23 protein-coding genes are annotated in these 20,619 nt (G+C 75.1%); 9 read left to right on the forward strand and 14 right to left on the reverse strand.

Going from position 1 to position 20,619, the window contains the following annotated elements; all coding sequences use genetic code 11:
- Nucleotides 1-127 precede the first annotated feature (127 nt).
- The 3 genes from ACFVNO_RS00570 to ACFVNO_RS00580 are packed head-to-tail and all read right to left on the reverse strand — an operon-like array spanning nucleotide 128 to nucleotide 759.
- Nucleotides 128-328, reverse strand: a complete 201-nt coding sequence (locus tag ACFVNO_RS00570) for a hypothetical protein (protein ID WP_220564619.1) — start codon at nucleotides 326-328, stop codon at nucleotides 128-130.
- A 20-nt stretch (nucleotides 329-348) separates the two neighbouring features.
- Nucleotides 349-540, reverse strand: coding sequence for a hypothetical protein (locus ACFVNO_RS00575; RefSeq protein ID WP_355264085.1), 192 nt, complete (start codon nucleotides 538-540; stop codon nucleotides 349-351).
- Nucleotides 541-555: 15 nt separating this feature from the next.
- Complete coding sequence (locus ACFVNO_RS00580; RefSeq protein ID WP_355264082.1) at nucleotides 556-759, reverse strand: hypothetical protein; 204 nt, start codon at nucleotides 757-759, stop codon at nucleotides 556-558.
- A gap of 274 nt (nucleotides 760-1,033) precedes the next feature.
- On the opposite strand from ACFVNO_RS00580, the gene ACFVNO_RS00585 reads away from it, so the two are divergent.
- Nucleotides 1,034-1,471, forward strand: coding sequence for a CoA-binding protein (locus ACFVNO_RS00585; RefSeq protein WP_355264115.1), 438 nt, complete (start codon nucleotides 1,034-1,036; stop codon nucleotides 1,469-1,471).
- 13 nt (nucleotides 1,472-1,484) lie between these two features.
- On the opposite strand, the gene ACFVNO_RS00590 is transcribed toward ACFVNO_RS00585, so the two are convergent.
- The 3 genes from ACFVNO_RS00590 to ACFVNO_RS00600 all read right to left on the reverse strand — a co-directional run bounded on the left by ACFVNO_RS00590 (nucleotide 1,485) and on the right by ACFVNO_RS00600 (nucleotide 4,026).
- Entirely contained in the window at nucleotides 1,485-2,165 is a 681-nt protein-coding gene (locus ACFVNO_RS00590) for a potassium channel family protein (RefSeq protein WP_355264079.1), read from the reverse strand.
- Between the two features lie 247 nt (nucleotides 2,166-2,412).
- On the reverse strand, nucleotides 2,413-2,979 hold the full coding sequence (locus ACFVNO_RS00595; protein ID WP_355264076.1) for a dihydrofolate reductase family protein: 567 nt from the start codon (nucleotides 2,977-2,979) through the stop codon (nucleotides 2,413-2,415).
- A 180-nt stretch (nucleotides 2,980-3,159) separates the two neighbouring features.
- A complete protein-coding gene (locus ACFVNO_RS00600; protein ID WP_355264073.1) occupies nucleotides 3,160-4,026 on the reverse strand; it encodes a DMT family transporter in 867 nt (288 codons plus the stop codon).
- 292 nt (nucleotides 4,027-4,318) lie between these two features.
- Here ACFVNO_RS00600 and ACFVNO_RS00605 point away from each other — a divergent pair, with 292 nt between their 5' ends.
- The 3 genes from ACFVNO_RS00605 to ACFVNO_RS00615 all read left to right on the forward strand — a co-directional run bounded on the left by ACFVNO_RS00605 (nucleotide 4,319) and on the right by ACFVNO_RS00615 (nucleotide 5,647).
- Nucleotides 4,319-4,519 (forward strand): hypothetical protein, encoded by a 201-nt coding sequence (locus ACFVNO_RS00605; RefSeq protein ID WP_355264071.1) that lies wholly within the window; start codon nucleotides 4,319-4,321, stop codon nucleotides 4,517-4,519.
- A 157-nt stretch (nucleotides 4,520-4,676) separates the two neighbouring features.
- Complete coding sequence (locus ACFVNO_RS00610; protein WP_355264068.1) at nucleotides 4,677-4,952, forward strand: hypothetical protein; 276 nt, start codon at nucleotides 4,677-4,679, stop codon at nucleotides 4,950-4,952.
- On the forward strand, nucleotides 4,949-5,647 hold the full coding sequence (locus tag ACFVNO_RS00615; protein WP_220564625.1) for a hypothetical protein: 699 nt from the start codon (nucleotides 4,949-4,951) through the stop codon (nucleotides 5,645-5,647). Before ACFVNO_RS00610 ends, ACFVNO_RS00615 begins: the two co-directional genes overlap by 4 nt.
- 95 nt (nucleotides 5,648-5,742) lie before the next feature.
- Here ACFVNO_RS00615 and fusA read toward each other — a convergent pair whose 3' ends face one another.
- Nucleotides 5,743-7,848: an elongation factor G gene (gene fusA / locus ACFVNO_RS00620; protein WP_378888143.1), complete on the reverse strand. Its 2,106-nt coding sequence runs from the start codon at nucleotides 7,846-7,848 to the stop codon at nucleotides 5,743-5,745.
- 181 nt (nucleotides 7,849-8,029) lie between these two features.
- Nucleotides 8,030-8,224: a DUF1918 domain-containing protein gene (locus ACFVNO_RS00625; RefSeq protein WP_220564627.1), complete on the reverse strand. Its 195-nt coding sequence runs from the start codon at nucleotides 8,222-8,224 to the stop codon at nucleotides 8,030-8,032.
- A gap of 193 nt (nucleotides 8,225-8,417) precedes the next feature.
- Here ACFVNO_RS00625 and ACFVNO_RS00630 point away from each other — a divergent pair, with 193 nt between their 5' ends.
- Together ACFVNO_RS00630 and ACFVNO_RS00635 are read left to right on the forward strand one after the other, a co-directional pair.
- Nucleotides 8,418-9,335, forward strand: a complete 918-nt coding sequence (locus ACFVNO_RS00630) for an ABC transporter ATP-binding protein (RefSeq protein WP_220564628.1) — start codon at nucleotides 8,418-8,420, stop codon at nucleotides 9,333-9,335.
- Complete coding sequence (locus tag ACFVNO_RS00635) at nucleotides 9,332-10,132, forward strand: ABC transporter permease (RefSeq protein ID WP_378888146.1); 801 nt, start codon at nucleotides 9,332-9,334, stop codon at nucleotides 10,130-10,132. The genes ACFVNO_RS00630 and ACFVNO_RS00635 overlap by 4 nt, the downstream gene beginning before the upstream one ends.
- Nucleotides 10,133-10,181: 49 nt before the next feature.
- On the opposite strand, the gene ACFVNO_RS00640 is transcribed toward ACFVNO_RS00635, so the two are convergent.
- The 4 genes from ACFVNO_RS00640 to ACFVNO_RS00655 form a co-directional block, all read right to left on the reverse strand.
- Nucleotides 10,182-11,450: an alpha/beta hydrolase family protein gene (locus ACFVNO_RS00640; RefSeq protein WP_378888149.1), complete on the reverse strand. Its 1,269-nt coding sequence runs from the start codon at nucleotides 11,448-11,450 to the stop codon at nucleotides 10,182-10,184.
- An 89-nt stretch (nucleotides 11,451-11,539) separates the two neighbouring features.
- Nucleotides 11,540-12,217 (reverse strand): response regulator transcription factor, encoded by a 678-nt coding sequence (locus tag ACFVNO_RS00645; protein ID WP_355264050.1) that lies wholly within the window; start codon nucleotides 12,215-12,217, stop codon nucleotides 11,540-11,542.
- 9 nt (nucleotides 12,218-12,226) lie between these two features.
- On the reverse strand, nucleotides 12,227-13,822 hold the full coding sequence (locus ACFVNO_RS00650) for a sensor histidine kinase (RefSeq protein ID WP_378888152.1): 1,596 nt from the start codon (nucleotides 13,820-13,822) through the stop codon (nucleotides 12,227-12,229).
- A gap of 71 nt (nucleotides 13,823-13,893) precedes the next feature.
- A complete protein-coding gene (locus ACFVNO_RS00655) occupies nucleotides 13,894-14,349 on the reverse strand; it encodes a MarR family transcriptional regulator (RefSeq protein ID WP_378888155.1) in 456 nt (151 codons plus the stop codon).
- Nucleotides 14,350-14,421: 72 nt separating this feature from the next.
- Between ACFVNO_RS00655 and ACFVNO_RS00660 the strand changes: the two genes are divergently transcribed.
- Both ACFVNO_RS00660 and ACFVNO_RS00665 read left to right on the forward strand, forming a co-directional pair.
- Complete coding sequence (locus ACFVNO_RS00660; RefSeq protein WP_355264041.1) at nucleotides 14,422-14,961, forward strand: hypothetical protein; 540 nt, start codon at nucleotides 14,422-14,424, stop codon at nucleotides 14,959-14,961.
- A 92-nt stretch (nucleotides 14,962-15,053) separates the two neighbouring features.
- Complete coding sequence (locus tag ACFVNO_RS00665; protein WP_378888158.1) at nucleotides 15,054-16,304, forward strand: hypothetical protein; 1,251 nt, start codon at nucleotides 15,054-15,056, stop codon at nucleotides 16,302-16,304.
- Between the two features lie 18 nt (nucleotides 16,305-16,322).
- Here ACFVNO_RS00665 and ACFVNO_RS00670 read toward each other — a convergent pair whose 3' ends face one another.
- Entirely contained in the window at nucleotides 16,323-16,907 is a 585-nt protein-coding gene (locus ACFVNO_RS00670; RefSeq protein ID WP_378888161.1) for a TetR/AcrR family transcriptional regulator, read from the reverse strand.
- Nucleotides 16,908-16,988: 81 nt separating this feature from the next.
- Between ACFVNO_RS00670 and ACFVNO_RS00675 the strand changes: the two genes are divergently transcribed.
- Entirely contained in the window at nucleotides 16,989-17,867 is an 879-nt protein-coding gene (locus tag ACFVNO_RS00675) for an oxidoreductase (RefSeq protein ID WP_220564636.1), read from the forward strand.
- Between the two features lie 63 nt (nucleotides 17,868-17,930).
- Here ACFVNO_RS00675 and ACFVNO_RS00680 read toward each other — a convergent pair whose 3' ends face one another.
- A complete protein-coding gene (locus ACFVNO_RS00680; RefSeq protein WP_378888164.1) occupies nucleotides 17,931-20,468 on the reverse strand; it encodes a penicillin acylase family protein in 2,538 nt (845 codons plus the stop codon).
- Nucleotides 20,469-20,619 lie beyond the last annotated feature (151 nt).

The following is a 20,619-nucleotide window of genomic DNA, read 5'->3' on the forward strand; positions in this document are numbered from 1 at the left end:
GCCCCGCTCGCGGGGGCCCCCGCGGGGTGCGCCGGGGGGGGGGGGGGGGGCCCTGGGTGGGGGGGGGGGGGGGGGGGGGGGGCGGGGCCGGGGGCGCCGGGCCCCCCCGGACCGCGGTTCCCGATCGCTACGACATGGGCAGGGTCGGGTGGGTGCTGTTGACGCCGGCGTTGAACGCGTAGATCAGGGCGTAGCCGATGGCGACCCCCGCGGTCACGGCGGGGGTCGCCGTGACCGGGGCCTGCGTCGACACGGACCGGCCGCGGGGGTCGCGGATGTCGATGTCGGCCAGCGAGCCCGGGCGCGAGAGGAAGGAAACGTCGTTCACTGTGGCTCCAGGGGTCCGGACTAGCTCTGAGGCAGGGTCGGGTGGGTGCTGTTGGCGAGGGCGTAGCCCAGGGCCACACCGGCCGCGAGGCCCGCGGTCACGGCGAGGGGGGTCGCCGTGACGGGCGCCGCGCCGAAGCGGATGCTGCCGCCGTCGGTCTCGCTCAGGGCGTCCGCGCCGGCGAGGGAGGCGGGGGGAGTCAGGGGGATCACTGCGTCTCCTGGTCTCTAGGCGTGGGGGAGGGTGGGGTGGGTGCCGCCGAGGGCGTTGACGAGGGCGCCCGCGGCGTAGGCGACGACGATCGCCCCGGCCGCCCCCACGACCACGGGGGTCGCCGTGACGGGGAGGCCGGACCGGAACACCCGGCCCTCGGCGTCCTCTTCCAGGGCACCGGGGACGATGCCCCAGTGCGGTCGGACCTGTGTCTGCATGCTCGCTCCTCACCACCGCGCCAGCGCGGTGCGACGTGTTCCGGGGCGCGCCCGGAAGGGGAACGGCCCCCGGGGGTTCCGCGGGGGCCGTTCTCACGATCGCAACGCTCGGTGCCGAAGTGAAGGCGGAACGTCGGCACGAGGCTGCCGCGCGCGGTGCAGCATGATGCAAAGGAGGAGCGCGGTCCCGCCCGGGCCCCGGTGCGGCGGTCGGGCGCCGGGCCGCGGGGGAGGGCGGGGAATCGGCGGGGCGGCGGGGCTGTTGTCCACCGACATGACCGAGCCGTGGCTGGACCAGAAGACCATCGACCACCTCCTCGACGAGACCGGGACCTGGGCCGTGGTGGGCCTGTCGAACGACACCGGGCGCACCGCGTACGGCGTCGCCCGGGTGCTCCAGGCGAAGGGCAAGCGGATCGTCCCGATCCACCCAGGGGCCGCGGCCGCCGGCGAGGAGGTCCTGGGCGAGAAGGCCTACGCGACGCTCGCCGAGGCGGCCGAAGCCGTCGGCGGCATCGACGTCGTGGACGTCTTCCGCCGGTCCGAGGCGGCCGGGGAGTTCGCCGACCAGGCCGTGGCGATCGGCGCCCGGGGGGTGTGGTTCCAGCTCGGGGTGGTCGACGAGGAGGCGTTCCGGCGGACGGCGGAGGCCGGTGTGCCGATGGTGATGGACACCTGCCCCGCCATCGAGTGGGGCAGGCGCGGCGCCTGACCGGCGCGGGGCCTCACGGGGTGGACTCGGTGGAGGGTGCGGCGCTCTTCAGGAACCACGAGGCGACCGCCGCCGTCACCACGCCCATCAGGCCCACGCCCATGATCATCAGCACGACCGCCACCAGCCGCCCTTCGAGGGTGACGGGGTAGAAGTCCCCGTAGCCGACCGTCGCGGCCGTCACGATCGCCCACCACAGGGCGTCCCCGAACTCGGTGATGTTCGCGTCGGGGGCGCCCCGCTCCGCGTCGAGCACGGTCACCGCGCTCAGGAAGACCATGAGGGCCGCCGCGCCGGTGACGTAGACGGAGGTCTTCCCGATCATCGAGTGGCCGACCGTGGAGCGGTTCAGCATGCGTACGAGCGAGAACAGGCGCAGCAGGCGCAGCATCCGGAACATGGGGAGCAGGACCAGGACCACGTCGTACCAGTTGCGCAGTGCGTACTGCAGGCGGTGGTCGCTCAGGTGGATCCGGATGGCGAAGTCGACCGTGAAGGAGAGCCAGACCGTCCAGGAGAGGGCCTGCAGGACGTTGTACAGGTCCGGTTCCAATCCCGGGTCGATGACCGGCCACGCGTAGGCGACGAGGAAGGCCACCGCCAGCAGCAGCATGGGGATCTCCGCCCTGCGCTCCCACCGGGTCACGCGGGCGTCGTGTTCGAGGGGCTGGAGGGGCGTGTCCTGTTCCGCCATGGGGGCACCGATCCGCGTCCGGGGGTTGGGCCGAGGGCTGCCGGCGTGCGTGGGGTCCGCGGTGGCGGACCACCGGCATCAGGGGCGAAAGCCGCAAGGACGCCCCGCTGACATGGGAGGATACGTCAACTCTCGGCCGGTCCGGTGACCGGGTGGCGGTCCGGGACGACGGGCGCGGCCGGAGGGCGGGTGCGGCCGGGCACCCGGCCGCACCCGCCCTCCGGGGGTCGCGCGGTGCGCCCCGGGGTCAGCGGACGACGTCGAACACCTGCTTCTGCATGCCGTTGGAGTACGCCTCGTGCTCCACGAGCCTGAGCTTGGTCAGGTCCTTGTCGGCGTCGCTGAACAGCCGCTTGCCCGCGCCCAGGAGCACCGGGAAGACCAGCAGGTGGTAGCGGTCGACCAGGCCCGCGTCGGCGAGCCCCTGAGCCAGGGTGGAGCTGCCGTGGACGATGATCGGCCCGCCCTCGGTCTCCTTGAGGGCGGCCACGTCGTCCAGCGAGCGCAGGATCGTGGCGGGCCAGCGCTCGTCCTGCTCGGTGAGGGTGGTGGAGACGACGTAGCGGGGCATGGCGTTGTAGCCCTTGAACTCCTCGGTCATCGAGGGCCACACCGGGGCGAAGGCCTCGTAGCTGCGGCGGCCCATCAGCATGGCGGTCGCCTCGTCCTGCTCGGTGGCCTTGATCGCGTAGGCGGCCTCGTCGAACTCGACGGAGTTCACGGTCCAGCCGCTGTTGCGGTAGCCGGACTCTCCGCCCGGGGCCTCCATGACGCCGTCGAGGGAGATGAAGGCGGTGACGATCAGGGTGCGCATGATGTGTTCCTCGTTTCCGTTCGCACGTACACCCTCTCGTCGAACGGCCCCCGCGCGGATCGACACCGCGCCGGAATTTTTTTTCCAGAGGTCCTCCTTCCCGGCGCGGACGCACCCCGGTGCCGCCGTACGCGGGGGAGGAGGACCCTCCCCGACCAGGCCCCGTGCGGGCGCGGACGCTCAGGCGGGGTGCGCAGCCGGGGCGGGGAGGCGTGCGGTGAGCAGGGAGATGCCGTAGGCGCAGCCCGCGGCGGCCAGCACCGCCGGGACGAGGCCGATCGGGCCGCCGAGGAAGGACTCGCCCATGAAGGCGATGGCGACGAAGGACGCCGCGACCGGGTTGACGACCGTCGTCACACCGAGCGGCGATCCGAGCTCCATGCCCTGGTAGGCGGCCTGGGCGAGGAACATCCCCAGGACGGCGACGACCGCTGTGCCCATGGCCGCCGGGTGGGCGAGCGCGGCGGCCCCGTCGGTGCCGATGACGGTGACGGTGGTCTTGGCCAGGGCGGAGGAGACGCCGAAGGCGACCCCCGCCACGGCGGCGAGCAGGTGGCTGCGCCAGGCGGCCGGGCAGCGGCCGGCCGCCCAGGCCCCGGCGGTGAGCAGGGCCAGGGTGCCCAGGGTGACGGCCCACCCGTCGGCGACGGTGAGGGGGTCGCTGCGGCCGTCGGTCACCGACAGGGAGAGCAGGACCGCGACCGAGGCCACGACCAGGACCGCGCCCCCGGTCTGTCGGCGGGTCAGCCGCCGCCCGCCGAGGCGGGTGGCCCAGGGGATCGCGAAGACCAGGGCGAGGACGCCCAGCGGCTGCACCACGGTGAGCGGGGCGAAGGCCAGGGCCGCCACCTGGAAAGCGGCACGGCCGCCGTTGAGGAGGATCGAGGTCCACCACAGGGGCCGTGCCAGCAGGGACGCGAGGGGGCCGCGTTCGATCAGCGGCTCGGGCACCAGGACGGCCAGCCGCCACTGGGACACCGCGGCCGCGGCGTAGGCGACGCAGGACAGGGTGCCCAGCAGGGCACCGAGCCATACGTAGGGGTCCATATCGGTAATCCTTGCGCGGACGCGCGGACGGTGTCGTCATACCGGGGGATGGTCCCGTGCGTCTTCGGTAGCGGGTCGGGCGGCGGACTCGGGGGCGGGGCGGGCGCCGGCCTCCCCGGGGGTGTGCGCGGGCCGCGTCGGCGGCCGCGCCGAGGATACCGGCGTTCGGTCGGGGGAGGCTGGACCTCCCGCGTGAAAGGTACCCCCGCCGCGGGCTCCGGACTCCGGACGCCGCGCGGCCGTCGGCTAGGATGCGCGGCATGCCCTGCACAGCACCCCTCGGAGCCCGCCGATGAACGCCGCCTCGATCGTGTCCTGGGTGCTCTTCGTCGCCGTCTTCGCGCTGGCGCGCGCGCTCACCCGGGAGCCGTACGCCGACCTGCTCGGCTCCGGGATCCCCGCGTCGCTCGCCTCCTTCGGCACCGCCGCGGCCCTGGGCCTGCTGGTCCTCTTCGCCGTCCAGAGGTTCGCCGCCCGCTCCCGCCGGGAGTGAACCCGGGCACCGGGTCCGGGGGCGGCGGGACGGGGCGCGGGAACGCGTCCGAAGGTCCCCACCGATCCGTCCGCCGGGTGGCCGGCAGGTAACGGAAGAGCCGCAGCACCAAGGCTTGTGGGTCTTTCCACGGCCGCGGGACCGTAGACTCCTGCGGGTGAGCAGAACGAGTCCGGGTCGGCGCCGGGCACCGCGGGGCGAGGGCGGCCGGCGGCGTGAGGGGATCCTGCGGATCGCCGGCGGGGCCGTCGCGGCGCACGGCCGCGACAGGGCGTCCTCCGCCGGGGCCCGCGGCCGGGCCGGGCTCACCCGGGCGGGTATCCACTCCTTCGGACCCGGTCCGCTCCCCGCCGTCACGGACCCGCGCGCCGCCGTCCGCGCCCCACGCCGTCCGGCCTGCGCCGGCCCGTCCACCGGGGAGGGGGAGCGGTGAGGGAGGCGGTCGAGCGCCTGTACGCCGTGTTCGCGCGCCACCGCCTGGCCGCCCGCATCGACGGCTGCCCGCACTGCGTCACGGACGAGGACCAGCGCCTGCTGCGCCGCTCGCCCCTGCGCGAACTCGGCGAGGACGACCTGCGCCGGTTCGTGGCCAAGGTCCTCACGACCTGGGGCGGCGTCGACGACCTGCGCCACTTCCTGCCGCGCATCCTCGACCTCGCCCTCCCCGGCGGCGGGCACATCGACATCGACACGGTGGCCGCCAAACTCGACCTGGCCCGCTGGTGGCAGTGGCCCGCCGACGAGCGCGCCGCCGTCCGCGCCTGCTTCGCCGCCCTGTGGCTGCACACCCTGGACCGCGAGCCCGAGGAGCGCCCCGCCGTCCTGATCCTGGACACGCTGGCCACCGCCTTCGACGACCTGTCCCCGTTCCTGGAGGCCTGGTCGGACCGGCTGCGGCGCTGGGCCGACCACCCCCGGGCCCTGCGCCAGTTCGCCGACACGGCGGGGACCGTGGTGGCCACCTCGCCGACCGTGCGCCACCCCCAGGTGGTGATCTGGCTGCTCGACCTGATCCCCCTGATGGAGACCCTGTTCAAGGAGCTGGAGGACGTGGACGTCGGCCTGGCCGAGTCCGTCCTGGACACCCACGACCAGCTCGTCCTGCTGCGCGCCGCCCTCCGGTCCTGACGGTCCGCGCACGCGTGCCCCCGTGCCCGCGCACGTTCGTCCCCCGTGCCCGCGCACGGACGGGCCCCGCCCCCCGGAAGGGGACGGGGCCCCGCCTACCGGCCGACCACCGCCGCGGCCACCGCGTCGGGCGCCTGCGCGTAGGAGTCGAACTCCATCACGAAGGACGCCCGGCCCGAGGTCCGGCCGCGCAGGTCGCCCACGTAGCCGAACATCTCCGCCAGCGGCACCGCCGCCGAGACCACGCGGGCCCCGCGCCGCTCCGCCAGCGACCGCACCCGGCCGCGCCGGGCGTTGAGGTCGCCGATGACGTCGCCCATGCAGTCCTCGGGCGTCGTCACCTCCACGGCCATCACCGGTTCCAGCAGCGCCGGGTCGGCCTGGGCCAGGGCCTCCCGCATGGCGTCCAGGCCCACCGTCCGGAACGCCAGCTCGGAGGAGTCCTCGGTGTGGAACGCCCCGTCCAGCAGGCGCACCCGCACCCCGGTCACCTCGTACCCGGCCAGGACGCCGAGCCGCAGCGCGTCCCGGCAGCCCCTGTCCACGGCGGGGACGAACTCACGCGGCACCCGGCCCCCGGTCACCTCGTCCACGAACTCGTACCCGCCATCGAACGGCTCGACGGCGATCCGCACCCGGGCGAACTGGCCCCGGCCACCGGTCTGCTTCCGGTGCGTGCGGTCCACCGCCGCGACCGCCCGCCGGATGGTCTCCCGGTAGGCGACGCGCGGACGGCCCACCCGGGCCTCCACGCCGAACTCGCGCAGCAGGCGGGCGACCTGGATCTCCAGGTGCAGCTCGCCCATACCGCCCAGGATGGTCTGGCCGCTCTCGGCGTCGGTGTGCACCCGCAGGGACGGGTCCTCCTCCGACAGCCGGACGACCGCCGACGACAGCCGGTCCCGGTCGGACCGGGACCGCGGCTCCACCGCGACCTCGATGACGGGGTCGGGGAAGTCCATGGAGTCCAGCACGATCGGGTCCGCCGCGTCGCACAGGGTCTCCCCGGTGCCGGTCCGGCGCAGCCCCATGACGGCGACGATGTCGCCGGCGACCGCCGTGGGGACCTCCTCCCGGGTCGCGGCGTGCATGCGGTAGATCTTGCCGATCCTCTCCTTCTCTCCCCGGAGCGGGTTGTACACCCGGTCGCCGGTGTCCAGCCGGCCGGAGTACAGCCGGACGAACGTCAGGCGGCCCAGGTGCGGGTCGCCCGTGATCTTGAAGGCCAGCGCCGCCAGCGGCGCGTCCTCGGACGGAGGGCGTGCGACCGCCGCGCCCGCGTCCCCGGGGCGGACCCCGGCCGCCTCCCCCGCGTCGAGCGGGGAGGGCAGGTAGCGGACCACGGCGTCCAGCAGCGGCTGCACCCCCTTGTTCTTGAACGCGGTGCCGCACAGCACCGGCGTCACCGTCACCGGGCCGTCCACCGATCCGACGGTCAGCCGCCGGACCGCCGCGTGCAGCTCCGCCTCGGCGGGCTCCTCGCCCCGCACGTACAGCTCCATCAGCGCTTCGTCGTGCTCGGCGACCGTCTCCAGCAGGCGGGCGCGCCAGCGCCGCGCCTCCCCGGCCAGCTCGTCGGGGACGGCGGCGACCTCGTACGCCTCGCCCGGGCCGGCGTCGGCCGGCCACACCAGGGCGCGCATGCCGACCAGGTCGACCACGCCCCGGAAGCCCGCCTCCGCGCCGACCGGCAGGTGCAGCACCAGCGGGACCGCGCCCAGCCGGTCGCCGATCATCTCCACCGTCCGCGCCATGTCCGCGCCGACCCGGTCCATCTTGTTGACGAAGCAGATGCGCGGAACGCCGTAGCGGTCGGCCTGGCGCCACACCGTCTCGGACTGGGGCTCCACGCCGGCCACCGCGTCGAACACCGCGACCGCGCCGTCCAGGACGCGCAGGCACCGCTCCACCTCGACGGTGAAGTCGATGTGGCCGGGGGTGTCGATGAGGTTCACGGTGTGGACCGCGCCGTCGACCGTCCACCGGCAGGTGACCGCCGCCGAGGCGATGGTGATGCCGTGCTCGCGCTCCTCCGGCAGGAAGTCGGTGGCGGTGGTGCCGTCGTGCACCTCGCCGACCTTGTGGGAGGTGCCGGTGTAGTACAGGATGCGCTCGGTGGTGGTGGTCTTGCCCGCGTCGATGTGGGCCATGATCCCGATGTTGCGGACCGAGGCCCGTCCCATCCTTGTGGTGGTGGCCATGTGTCCGTTCCTTTCTGCTCCGTCGGGGCGACCATCGGGCGGTGCGCGCATGCCTGTGCGGCCGTGGGTACGGCCTGCCGCCTGTTGGGAGCGTAGGCGCGGGGGCCCCGGCGGGCCACCGGTTTTCGGACACGCGAAGGGCGGCGGACCCGCGTGGTCCGCCGCCCCCGTGGACGCTCCGTCAGTCGACCGGGCGCCGGGGCTCCACCACCGTGTCCGGCCCCGGGTAGATGAGGCGTTCCGCCCCGTCCGGGAAGCGCACCAGGTAGGGAGGGCCGTCCTCGGCCCCGCGCACCTCGATGATCTCCCCGAGGTGCCGCCCGTCGCCGCTGGTGACCCCGTGCGTGCGCAGGTGGTCGCCGACCTTCGCGTGCATGGTCCTCCCCCGTTTCCGCCGGTCCCCCCGACCGGCCCGTACCGGGGGTCTACCCGACGCCGTCCCCGCCCGAACCGGACCCCGGGGCGACCCCTACGCACAAAGGGATAGCCGGGTCCCGACGAACCTCCGATGCGCCGGCGGGCCGGCCGGACGGACGCTGTACGGGACCGACGAGACGAGGAGGCCGCACATGCTGACGGTGCGGGAACTGACCAAGCGCTACGGGGACAGAACGGTGGTGGACGGGCTCACCTTCACGGTGGAGCCCGGCCGCGTGACCGGCTTCCTGGGGCCTAATGGGGCCGGCAAGAGCACCACCATGCGGGTGCTGCTGGGGCTGGCCGCGCCCACGTCCGGCGAGGCGCTGGTCGACGGCCGCCCCTACCGGGATCTGGACCGGCCCGCGCTGCGGGTGGGCGCCCTGCTGTCCACGGGCTCCGCCCACCCCGGGCGCACCGCGCGGGCCCACCTGCGGGCCAAGGCGGTGGGCACCGGCGTCCCGCGGAGCCGGGTGGAGGAGGTGCTGGAACAGGTCGGGCTGTCCGACGCGGCCGACCGGCGGGTGGGCGGCTACTCGCTGGGCATGCGGCAGCGGCTGGGGGTGGCCGACGCGCTGCTGGGGGACCCCGGCGTGCTGGTCTTCGACGAGCCCGTCAACGGACTCGACCTGGACGGGGTGCGGTGGATGCGCGCGCTGGTGCGGCGGATGGCCGACGAGGGCCGCACCGTGTTCGTCTCCAGCCACCTGATGAGCGAGATGGAGGCGGTCGCCGACCACCTCGTGGTCATCGGGCGGGGGCGGCTGATCGTCGACGCCCCGCTCACCGAGGTCATCGGCGCGTGGTCGCGCACCCACGTGGAGGTGCGCACCCCCGACCCCGGGACCCTGCGGGAGCGGTTGGAGCGGCGCGGCCCCGCGGTGCGGGTGGAGGACGGGCCCGGCCTGCTGCGGGTGTTCGGCGCCCCGGCGGCCGAGGTCGGCGACCTGGCGTACGAGGCCGGCGTCCGCGTCCACGGCCTGCTGACCAGGGAGGCGTCCCTGGAGCAGGCCTACCTGGAACTCACCGGCGAGGCCGTGGAGTACGGATCGACGGGAGGAGCCCGATGAGCGGGACCAGGGGCCGGTACCCGGCCGAACTGGGCCGAGAGTCCGCCGCGGAGTGGATCCGCCTGACCTCCCTGCGCTCCACATGGTGGGCGGTGGCCGCGGCCCTGCTCGGGATGGCCGTGTTCGCCGCGCTCATGGGGTTCACCGAGCTGTCGCGGATCGCCGAGAACCCCGATGAGGCCGACTCCCTGGCCTACGCCCGGCTGCTCTCCCAGGGGCACTTCTACCTGGTGCAGTTCACGGTGCTCACCCTGGCCGCGCTGGCCGCCACCGGCGAGTTCGGGGACCGGGGCGTCACCGGGACGCTGCTGGCCCGGCCGGACCGCTCCCTGGTCCTGGCCGCGCGCACGCTGGTGGTGGCGGGGCTGGCCGGGGTGGTCGGCGTCCTGTCCACCGTTGCGGGGGCGGCGGTCCTGGCCGGGTTCATCGGCCGGTACGCGGCCCCGGACCCGGCGGCACTGGCCGGGACGGCGCTGGGGGCGGGGCTGTGCATGGCGCTGTTCGGCGTCCTGTTCACCGGGGTCGGAACGGCGCTGCGCAGCGCCCCGGGCACGTTCGTGATCGGGTTCCTGCTGCTCCTGGGGCTGCCGCTGGTCCTCCAGCTGTCCGGGAACCCGGTGCTGGACGACCTGGCGGCCCTGGCCCCGGGCACCGCGGGGATCGAGTTCTACGCGGGCGGCGATGTCGGCTTCTACACCGCGCCGCACGACGGGCCGGTGAACATCGTCGTGGTGGCGGGGTGGGCGGCCGCCGCCTGGATCGTCGCCCGCGCGGAGTTCCGGGTCCGCGACGTGTGACCGACCGACGGCGCCCGGCCCGCACAGGCCGGGCGCCGTCGTGTTCCCGTCAGTGCTCGGTGACCTCGGTCACCGCGGGCGCCGGGTCCGGCAGCGGGGACGCCCCGCCGCGCAGGTGGTGGTCGAAGAACGCCGCCAGGTGCGCGCGCTGGGCGGCGACCGAGTCCTCCGGGTCCACGGTGCCCAGTCCGCCGCGCACCGCGTTCCGCCAGGCCGCCGAGGACGGGGAGAAGGCCTCCTCCAGCTGCGGGGCGATCCACTGGAGGTCCGTGGACGCCATGTGCTCCCCGTCGGGCATGTACACCTCCAGCACGGGCGCGCTCGACGCCTCGACGAACAGCCGCCAGTCCGGGGAGTGGTCGGAGTGGTGGGGCAGTCCCTCGTCACCGCTCGCCCCGGCCCCCATCAGGGCGAACGGCCGGGAGGCCCCGGCCAGGGTCGCGTCGGACCACTCCTCGTCGCCCACGTGGTAGGCCAGGCTGCCGTCCATGTTCACGCCGGCGTCGACCCGGTCGTCCACGAGCATCGTCTCCGCCGTCGTCACCCCGCCCAGGGAGTGGCCGAACATGCCCACCCGCTCCATGTCCAGGGCGTCGGCCAGCCCCCGGGGCAGCGGGTGCCCGGAGTCGTCGGCGGCGTCCTCCCCGGCGGCGAACCCCTCCAGCCGGTCCAGCACGAACCGGGCGTCGGCCAGGCGCACCCCGCCGGCCAGCCTCCGGTTCCCGGTGTTGTTGGTGGGCAGGGCGGTGCGCAGCAGGCGCCCGTCGGGCAGCTCCACGACGAGCGCCTCGTAGGGGTGGTCCATGGCCGCCACGACGAACCCCCGGGAGGCCAGGTCCTCGCCCAGGGCGGTGTACTGGTGCCGGGACATGCCCATCCCGGGGGAGAAGAGCAGCACCGGCAGGCGCGCGTCCACGGCCTCGGCGTCGAGCCGGGAGGCCGTCCGCGCCCCGGCCGCGTCGACGGCGTCGCGCGGGATGCCGTACTGCTCGAAATCGCGCTTCATCGTCTCGGCGAAGGACGCCGGGACGTACGGTGCGGGCTCCCCGCCGCCCCGGGCCGGGTACCAGACGTCGACCACGACGTCGCGGTCCTCGGCGGCCGGGACCCAGGGGTGGCCGCGGTCCGGGTCGACCAGGTGCAGGGTGGTGCGGCCGGTGGGGTGCGAGCCCGTGGGCGCAGGGGGTTGGAGGACGACCGGCTCGGGGTCCGTGACGGCGGACAGCGCGGTCGGCGCGGACAGGGAGGCCGCCAGGACCAGCGCGGCGCACAGCAGGGCGCGGGTCCGGACGGCTCGGGGTGTCTGTGAACGTGTCATGCCCGTATGCTCCGCCGCCCCGGCCCCCGGGCACATCGCCCGGACGGCGGCGGCCGCCTAGGCACAAAGGGGTAGGGGGAGTCCCGGGGTCAGAGCAGCCCGGCCTCGTAGGCCAGGATCGCGGCGCGCACCCGGTTGTCCACGCCGAGCCGGGTCAGGATCGACCCCACGTGCACCTTCACGGTCCCGGCCGCGATGTCGAGCCTGCGGGCGATCTCGTCGTTGGAGCAGCCCTCGCCGACCAGCACCAGCACCTGGCGTTCGCGGGCGGTGAGCCGGTCCACCCGCTCCCGGGCCCGCGCGCTGCGGGACCGCCGCGGGGAGGAGGCGTCGAGCAGGCCGACCACCCGCCGGGCCACATCGGGGGACAGGTAGGCGCCGCCGTCGGCCACGGCGCGCAGCCCGGCCACCAGCTGGTGCGGGTCGCCGGTCTTGAGCACGAACCCGTCGGCGCCGCCGGACAGCGCCCGTTCGATGTAGGCGTCCTCGCCGAACGTGGTCAGCACGACCACCGACGTCGCCGGGTGCGCGGCCGCGATGGCCTCCGCCGCGTCCAGGCCGTTCATCCGCGGCATGCGCACGTCCATGAGCACCAGGTCGGGCCGGTGCTCCGCGGTCAGGGACACCGCCTCGGCGCCGTCGGCCGCCTCGCCCACCACCTCGAACCCGGAGGCGGCGGACAGGATCGCGCGCAGCCCGGCGCGCATCATCGCCTCGTCGTCGGCCAGCAGGACGCGCAGCGTCCGGGTGCCGTTGCCCGTCTCCACGCGCACACCCTACTCGTCCGCCGCGGCCTCCCGGTCGATCTCCTCCTTGGACACCAGGACCCCGTCGGCGAAGCACAGCCGGTACACCGGCGGCAGTCCGTTCTCCTGGTGCACCAGCTGGTACCGGCAGTCGGCCCCGGGCGGCTCCGGCGGCGCGCCGTCCACGGACCGCTCGGGGTAGGCGTACCGGGGCAGCAGCTCCTCGACCTGCGCCCGGGTGTCGCCCACGTGGATCCGCTCGTAGTCCTCGGGGGGCAGCACCGAGTTGCTGCTGTTCCACCACAGCAGGGCGAACCCGGCCCCGACGGCGGGCAGCGCGATGGCGACGGGGATCGCGACCGCGGCGAGCACGCTCCGGCGGGCCCCGGCGCGGGCCTCCTCCCGGGCCAGCCGGATGACGGAGGGCTCGGGGCCCCCGTCCCCGGGCTCGCCGTCGGGTACCTCGGCGCGGACCGCGAACCCGGAGCCGGGGCGGGGCGCGGCGTCCAGGGTCCCGCCCAGGGCGGCCACCTCGGCGCGCAGTGCGGCCAGCCCGGTCCCGGCGCCGGGCACCGCGGGGGCCCCGTCCGGGCCGGCGCCGGTGTCGTCCACCTCCACCCGGGTCGGTCCGCCGTCCCGGACGACCCGCACGGTCACCTCGGCACCGGGGGCGTACCGGGCGGCGTTGGTGAGCGCCTCGCGGACCAGCCGTCCCACCGCCCGGCCGCCGGGGGTGCGGGGGTCGGGGTCGGGGCCCTCGCGCAGCAGGCGGACGCGCATGCCCGCCTCGACCGCCCCGGAGACCAGTTCGGCGACCGTCTCCACGTCCTCGCCGGCCGGCCCCTCCCGCAGCACGCCGATGGCCTCGCGCAGCCGCAGTGTGGTGGCGTGCGCGGCCTCGCGCAGCCCGGCGGCGGCCTCGGCGCGCTCGGGGGAGTCCTGCGAGGCCATCTCCAGGGCGGCGGCGCGCACCGCGAGCAGGGCCAGGTCGTGGCCGAGGGAGTCGTGCATGCGGGCGGCGATCCTGGCGCGCTCCCGCAGCCGGGCGCGCTCGGCCTCGGCGGCCCGGGTGCGCTCCATGTGCTCGGCGATCTCCCAGCCGCCCCGGATCAGCCGGGCGCGCTGTTCCAGGTACCGGCCCAGCAGCCAGGGGACGAGCAGCATCGCGACCAGGCCGAGTACCAGGCCGAGCACGTCCACCAGGCCGGACAGCAGGTCGCGGGTCCCGACCCCGGCCATCACGGCGGCGCCCGTGTACAGGGTGAGGACGATCAGGGCCGCCGTCACCGCCATGGAGGCGAAGGGCCCGGGGCGGCCCGAGCGCCGCCCGGCCAGCAGGGCCAGGACCCCCAGGGAGACGAACGGGGAGAGCGGCAGGGACTCGGGCAGGGCCGCGGCCTCCGCGGTGGCGGCCGCCAGGGCGACCGCCGTCGCCGCGTCGGGCCGGCGCCGGGACAGGACCACGGCCGCGGTCAGGGCGAGGAGCAGGGCCCCCGCCTCCCACCACGGGAACCCGACGTCGGAGCCGGAGAGCTCGGCGACGGTGAGGCCGGCGAGGGCGGCCCACAGCGCCAGGTCGGCCAGGGCCCGGCGCGGGACGGCGGAGCGGTCGGCGGGCGTGCTCATGGCTCCGAGACTAGGCCCCGCGCAGGCGGGCGGACTCCCGGGAGCCCGGCGACGGAGGTGCCCGGGATGGACTAGGCCCCGCGCAGGCGGGCGGTCTCCTCCTCCAGGAGCCGGCGGGTGAGGGCGATGTAGTCCAGGACCGCGCGGCGCTCGTCCTCTCCGAGGCCGGCCATGAAGGCCGCGGTCTCCCGGCCCAGGCGCGCGTAGGCGTCGCGTTCGGCGGGGGCGGCGCCGGAGAGGGGACGGACCAGGACGCGGCGGCGGTCGCCGGGGTCGCGGAAGCGCTCGACCAGCCCGGCGGCCTCCAGCCGGTCGACGACGGCGGTGGCGGCCCCGGCGACCACCCCCAGCCCGGCGGCGATCGCGCTCAGGGTCATCGGCCCGTCGCGGCGCACCAGGCCCAGGGCCTTGTGGTCGGTGGCGCCCACGCCCAGGCGGGCGCCGAGGGCGTCGTGGAAGAGGACGACGGCGGTGCTGAGGTCCCAGCCCGCGCGGTCGCCCGCGGGTTCCTGCGGTGCGGCGGTCACGGGCCCACCCTACCGCGATCCTTCACCGCATCGTATAGTTCAAAACAGTGAACTATTCAATGAGGTGAAATCATGGTCGCCGTCGCCCGCGCCGCCCTCCTGTGGGCCCTGCGCGCCTACGCCCGCCACGCCCTGCTCGTCCTGGGCCTGTCCCTGGTGCCCACGATCCAGCGGTTCGCGCTCGTCGCCCCCGGCAGCCCGCTCACCGGCGGCCCGGGGATCGCCTCCGAGGTCGTCGCCCAGGGCTCCCGGCTGGTCCTGTTCGCGGCCCTGCTGTGGATCGCCGCCCGCGAGGTCCTGCCCGCGGACCGGCGGACGCCCGCCGGGGCGTGGGCCGCCTTCGAGGCCGGCATTACGCCCCGGCTCGGCCTGTTCCTCGGCCAGTTCGCCTTCCTGGCCGCGGCCTTCGCGGTCTTCGACCTGGTGCCCAACGCGGCGATCGGCCTGTGGGTGCCCGCGGCCGAACGGCCCTGGGTGACCGCGACCGTGGTCGCCGCCAAGAACCTCACCGTCATCGCCCTGACCTTCGCCTGGCTGGCCGGGCTCTTCCGCGAGTTCGCCCTGCTGGGCGAGGCCGACCGGGCGGACGGCGCCGCCCCCGCGCCGCGGTGACCGCCCGCCCCGGGGCCCGCACCGCCCCGACCCCGGCCTCCGTCCTAGGCGGGCGGTAGCCTGCGGCGGACCGACGATGTTCAGGAGCGCACATGGCCCGCACCGCAGACCGCCTGCCCCACCCCGAGACCCTCTGGTCCTTCGCCGCGGCCAAGGCGGCCGTCGCCGCGGGGATGGGCTCCTTCTGGCCCGAGGGGCGCCGCATCGCCGAGGACGGCTCGCTGGTCCTGGAGGACGGGGGCGGCAACTGGTGCCGACTGGTCCGCGTCGAGGGCGGCCGGTTCCTGCTGGTCGGCTGGGACCGGTCGGGCGAGACCACCAACCCGTACCGGACGCCGACGAACCTCTTCGCCGACGCTCCGGCCTGGCTGCCCTGGGAGTGGATCGGGCGCGCCGAGGAACGGAGCGCGCTCGGGTTCGCCTACTGGTGGGACGGCCGGGAGTGGGCGCGCTCCGACTACCCCGGGGACGTGGAGGAGGACGGCGTCGGCTACCACACCGGCCCGTACCGCGACGCGGCGAGCGCGACCGAGGGGATCGGCGCCCTGCTGGAGGACGGCCACCTCGCGGAGCTGGAGGAGTGGGAGGACGCGGGGCAGGAGGAGTTCGACGCCTTCCGCGCCCGCGTCGGGGAGCTCATGGAGGCCGTCGGACACCGCGCCGTGACCGGCGCGGACCTGGGGTTCCTGTCCGACATCCCCTTCGACGCCGACGCCGCGATGTCCGTGCTCCGCCGGGCCGGGGTCGCCGCCGGGACGTCGCCCGAGGCCGTCCCGGTGCCCGCCGGGACGGAGGTCCCGGCCGAGCGCCTGCGCGTCCGCAGGCTCTCCGACCGGGAGTGGTGCCTGCTCGTCGAACCCGTGATGCGGGCCTGCCGCGAGCGGGAGCGCCCCGCCCCGCCGGAGACCGGACCCCTGCGGGAGCTCTCCGACGCCCTGCGCGCCCTGGCCGCCGACCACGGCGGCGCGGTCACCTACACGGTGTCGATGGGGGAGTGGTCGGCCTCCCCGTCCCTGACCGCCGCCGACGGCTCCTGGCTGGACGTGCCCCCGGGCCTGCCGGACTTCACGCTGCGCCGCGCCGAGGCCCACCCCGAGCACGGGCGCTGGTTCTTCCTGCGGGTCCGGGCCACTCCGGAGGCGGTGGAGGTCGACCGCGCCTACGACCACTGGCCCGAGTGGGCCGGCGAGCGCTTCGCGATCGGCGGCGGCGTGCCCGTCGGCGACGTCGCCGCCGAGATGGAACGCCGCGACCCCCGCTGGCGGCCCGACTGGGTGTGGCTGCTGAACGAGGAGGTCGTGTACGACCCGCCGGCCGACCCCTTCGCCCGGCCGGAGCGCTGACGGCCCGGACCGCCGCCGTCAGCGGGGGAGGAGGCCGGAGGCCAGCACGTCGATGACCCCGGGCAGCAGGGCGTCGGCCTCCTCGGGCGCGGTGGTGGAGTTGAACGCCGCGAACCCGTGCAGGGCCGCCGCCACCGTGAACGCGACGACCTCCGGGTCGCCCGCGGTGATCTCCCCGGCCCGCTGGCCCTCGGTGATGAACCGCATCATGGTGTCCAGCAGGCGCCCGACCGCCGCCGTCAGCTCCTCGGGGGCGTCGGGTTCGTGCTTGCGCGAGTACATGAGGTCGAGCAGGGCGGCGTTGCGCAGGGCGAACGACACGTACACCCGGGCCAGGGCGAGCAGGCCGTCGCGGGTGTCGCCCGGCTCCTCGGCCGCCGCGGCCAGCTTCGAGGTGAGGCGCTCGAAGCCGTTGAGCGCGAGGGCGTCGAGCAGGGCCGACTTGTCCCGGAAGTGGCGGCCGGGCGCGGCGTGGCTCACCCCGGCCTCCCGCGCGAGTTCGCGCAGGGACAGTGCGGCGGGGCCCCGCGCCGCCAGGGCGCGCTCGGCCCCCGCGAGCAGGGCGGCCCGCAGGTCGCCGTGGTGATAGGGACGATCGGTCATGGGTCCAGCATAAACTGATGTTGTCGGCGACATCATTGTTGTCATTGACAACTTCGTCGTTCGGCGCCTACCGTGGGGGACATGAACAGCACACCGGTCGCACTCCCCGACCTCACCGGCACCACGGCCGTCGTCACAGGCGCCAACAGCGGTCTGGGCCTGGAGACCGCCCGCGCCCTGGCCCGCCTGGGCTCCCGTGTCGTCCTGGCCGTGCGGGACGAGGACAGGGGACGGGCCGCCGCCGCGGACATCCCCGGCGAGACCGAGGTGCGCCGCCTGGACCTGGCCGACCTGTCCTCCGTGCGCGCCTTCGCCGAGGCATGGAGCGGCGACATCCACCTCCTGATCAACAACGCCGGGATCATGGCCGTCCCCAGGGGCCGCACCGCCGACGGGTTCGAGCTGCAGTTCGGCACCAACCACCTGGGCCACTTCGCCCTCACCAACCTGCTGCTGGAGCACGTCACCGGGCGGGTGGTCACGCTCTCCTCCGGGCTGCACGCCTCGGTCCGGGGGATCCGCTTCGACGACGTGGACCTCGAACGCGGCTACACGCCCTACCGGGCCTACGGCCAGTCCAAGCTGGCCAACCTCCTGTTCACCCTGGAGCTCCAGCGCCGCCTCACCGAGGCCGGCTCGCCCGTGCTGTCGGTGGCCGCCCACCCGGGCTACGCCGCCACCAACCTCCAGAGCCACGGCGCCGGCGTGCTGTTCCGGACGCTCCTCACCCGCGTCGGGAACCGGCTGTTCGCCCAGAGCGCCGCGGTCGGGGCCCTGCCCACGGTCTACGCGGCCACCCAGGAGATCCCCCCGGCCGGGTTCGCCGGGCCGCGGGGAGCCATGCGGGGCGCGCCCGGCCTGTCCTGGCGCAGCCCGGCCGCCCGGGACGGGGCCGCCGCCCGCCGCCTGTGGGAGCTGTCGGAGGAGCGCACCGGCGTCTCCTTCCCCCTCAAGGCCTGACCGGGAACGGAACGGGGCCCGCGCCGTCGGCGCGGGCCCCTCGTCCGTCCTCCCGCGGGACGCCTACGGCACGAGGGTCAGCTCGTCCACCGCCGCGGCGCGCACCGCGTCCTCGCCGAACACGAACGGCATCGTCTCCCCGCGGGCCCACGGCTCCAGCTGGTCGTCGTAGTTCGGGTGGAACGCGTGCCCGGAGTTGCCGGTCAGGTGCACCCAGGTGGACGCGTCCCGGTCCGACAGGTCGACCACCATCCGCATCGACGGCACCGCGGTGATCCCGTACCCCTCCTTGTCGTCCCAGCCGGTGGCGTTGACGATCGCCGACCCGCCGGAGCTCTCCACCGGGCCCCGGTTGAACAGCCACTCGACCACCCCGATGCCCGAGGTGCCGAACGACTGGTGCGTCGCGGTCAGGGTGTGCAGGTCGCCCCAGCGCCAGTCGGCGGGGTCGTCGCCCAGCAGCTCCGTCAGCTCCTCGGCGGCGGCCTCCATCGCGGCGGCCAGCACCGCGTCGCGGCCGTCGGCCTCCTCTCCCGCCCACCAGGCGGAGTCGGGGTCCTCCAGCAGGGTGCCCACCACGTACATGCCGCGCGAGTTGCCGGTCATCTGCACCGGGTCCAGCTCGTCGAACAGCAGCGGCAGCAGGTGCCGCCAGGTCGCCTGGTAGAAGGCCGCCCCCGCGGAGTCGGGCTCGGTGTACAGGTCCCAGTCGCGCAGCAGGTCCTGCCCCTGCGCCGCGACCCCCGACACCTCGGCGTCCAGCAGGTGGGGGACGATCGCCTCGGCGCCCAGGTGGTAGGAGTCCATGTGGATCTCCGACATGTCCTCGCCGGTCACGGGGCCCTCGGCGACGGCCTCCTCCAGCAGGTCGTTGATGCGCTGGGAGCGGTAGCCGTAGTCCCAGTCGTCGGTCAGGAAGTGCGGGTAGTCCGCGTCCACGCCGGACTGGTTGGCGGTGACGACGAACCCGGACTCGGGGTTGTACACGCTGGGCAGGTCCTCGAAGGGGATGTACTCCTCCCAGTCGTAGGCGGAGTCCCAGCCGGGCGCCGGGTAGCGGCCGTCGCCCTCGCCCCGGACCGGGACCGTTCCCGGCGCCTGGTAGCCGATGTTGCCCTCGTTGTCGGCGTAGACGAGGTTCTGCGCGGGGACCGAGAACCCGCTCGCGGCCCGGCGGAAGTCCTCCCAGTCGCGGGCGCGGTTCATGACGAACAGGGCGTCGGCGGTGGTCCCGGGCGACAGCGCGGTCCACTGGAGGGCCACCGCGTACCCGGCCCCCTCCTCGGCCCCCTCGACCTGCGGGTCCTCGGCGATCCCGGCCAGGTTGGCGCCCGCGGCGGTGTCGGACAGCAGCGGGCCGTGGTGGGTGGAGCGGACGGTGATCTCCACGTCCTCGCCCCCGGCGACCTTCACCGTCTCGGTGCGGGTCTCCAGGGGGCGCTCCTCGCCGTCGACGATGTAGGAGTCGCCCTCGATCCGCTCGACGAACAGGTCCATCACGTCGGGGTTGAGGTTGGTGAAGCCCCAGGCGATCGACTCGTTCTGGCCGATGACCACGCCGGGCAGCCCGGAGAACCCGAACCCGGCGACGTCGAACGGGCAGGTCTCGCTCAGCTCGGTGCAGTGCAGGCCCACCTGGTGCCAGGTGGAGGGCATGGCCGCGCCCAGGTGGGGGTCGTTGGCCAGCAGGGGCAGGCCCGACTCGGTGTGCTCGCCGCCCACGACCCACGAGTTGGAGCCCAGGTCGGGGCTGCTCCGCGGGCCGAGCATCTCGGGCAGGGCCAGCGCCCCGTCGTACACGGCGCCGACGGCGGCCACGGCCTCCCCGGGCAGTTCGGGGGCGCGCCGCGCGTCCTCGGGGTCGCCCTCGGGCGCGGTGTCCAGCAGCTCGTCGGTGTCGGTGATCGGCCGGTGCTCCTCGTAGGGGTACTCGGGGTACAGCTCGGCGATCTGCTCCTCGGTGAACCCGAGGCCGAGCAGCTGCGCGCGCTCCGTCTCCTCGCGCATGTTGCCGCCCAGGTCCCAGGCCATGGCCTTGAGCCAGGCCAGGCTGTCGACCGGGTCCCACTCCTCGATGGTGTGGCCGCCGTTGAGCACGCCGAGCAGCGCGTACTCCAGGCTCGCCGCGGCCCCGTCGTTCTCCGCCAGCCAGGCGTTGACCCCTGCGGCGTAGGCGTCGAGGTAGCCCCTGGTCTCGGGCTCCAGCAGCTCGTACTCCTGCTCGGCGACGTGCCGCCAGCCCATGGTGCGCAGGTAGACGTCGGTCTCCACCTGGGCCTCGCCGAAGAGCTCGGCGGTGCGGCCGGACGTCACGTGGCGGCGGAAGTCCATCTCCCAGAACCGGTCCTGGGCGTGCACGTAGCCCTGGGCCATGAAGAGGTCGTGCGCGTCGCCGGCGTACACGTGGGGGACGCCGTACTCATCGCGCAGCACCGTGACCTCGGCGTTCAGCCCGGGGAGGGCGATCTCGCCGGAGGTCTGCGGGAACGACCTGCGCACGGTCCACACACCCAGTAGCGCGCCGACCAGGGCGAGTACCACAACAGTCGACAGAACACCCAAAAGCACACGAAAAAGGACACGCTTCCGCAATACACCCATGGCGGAACCTTAGGGTGTGGCAGGTCACAGGCTCTAGGGCCGAGCGGCCGGAGAACCCAATTGTTACCTGCGGGTAAAAGAATCCGGTCCCGCGGGCGGCGCGCCGGTGTCGGCCGGCGCCGCGAACGGGCCCCGGCCGGCCCTCCGGCCG

The organism is Nocardiopsis sp. NPDC057823 (assembly GCF_042797335.1).
GTDB classification, from domain to species: Bacteria; Actinomycetota; Actinomycetes; order Streptosporangiales; family Streptosporangiaceae; genus Nocardiopsis; species Nocardiopsis changdeensis.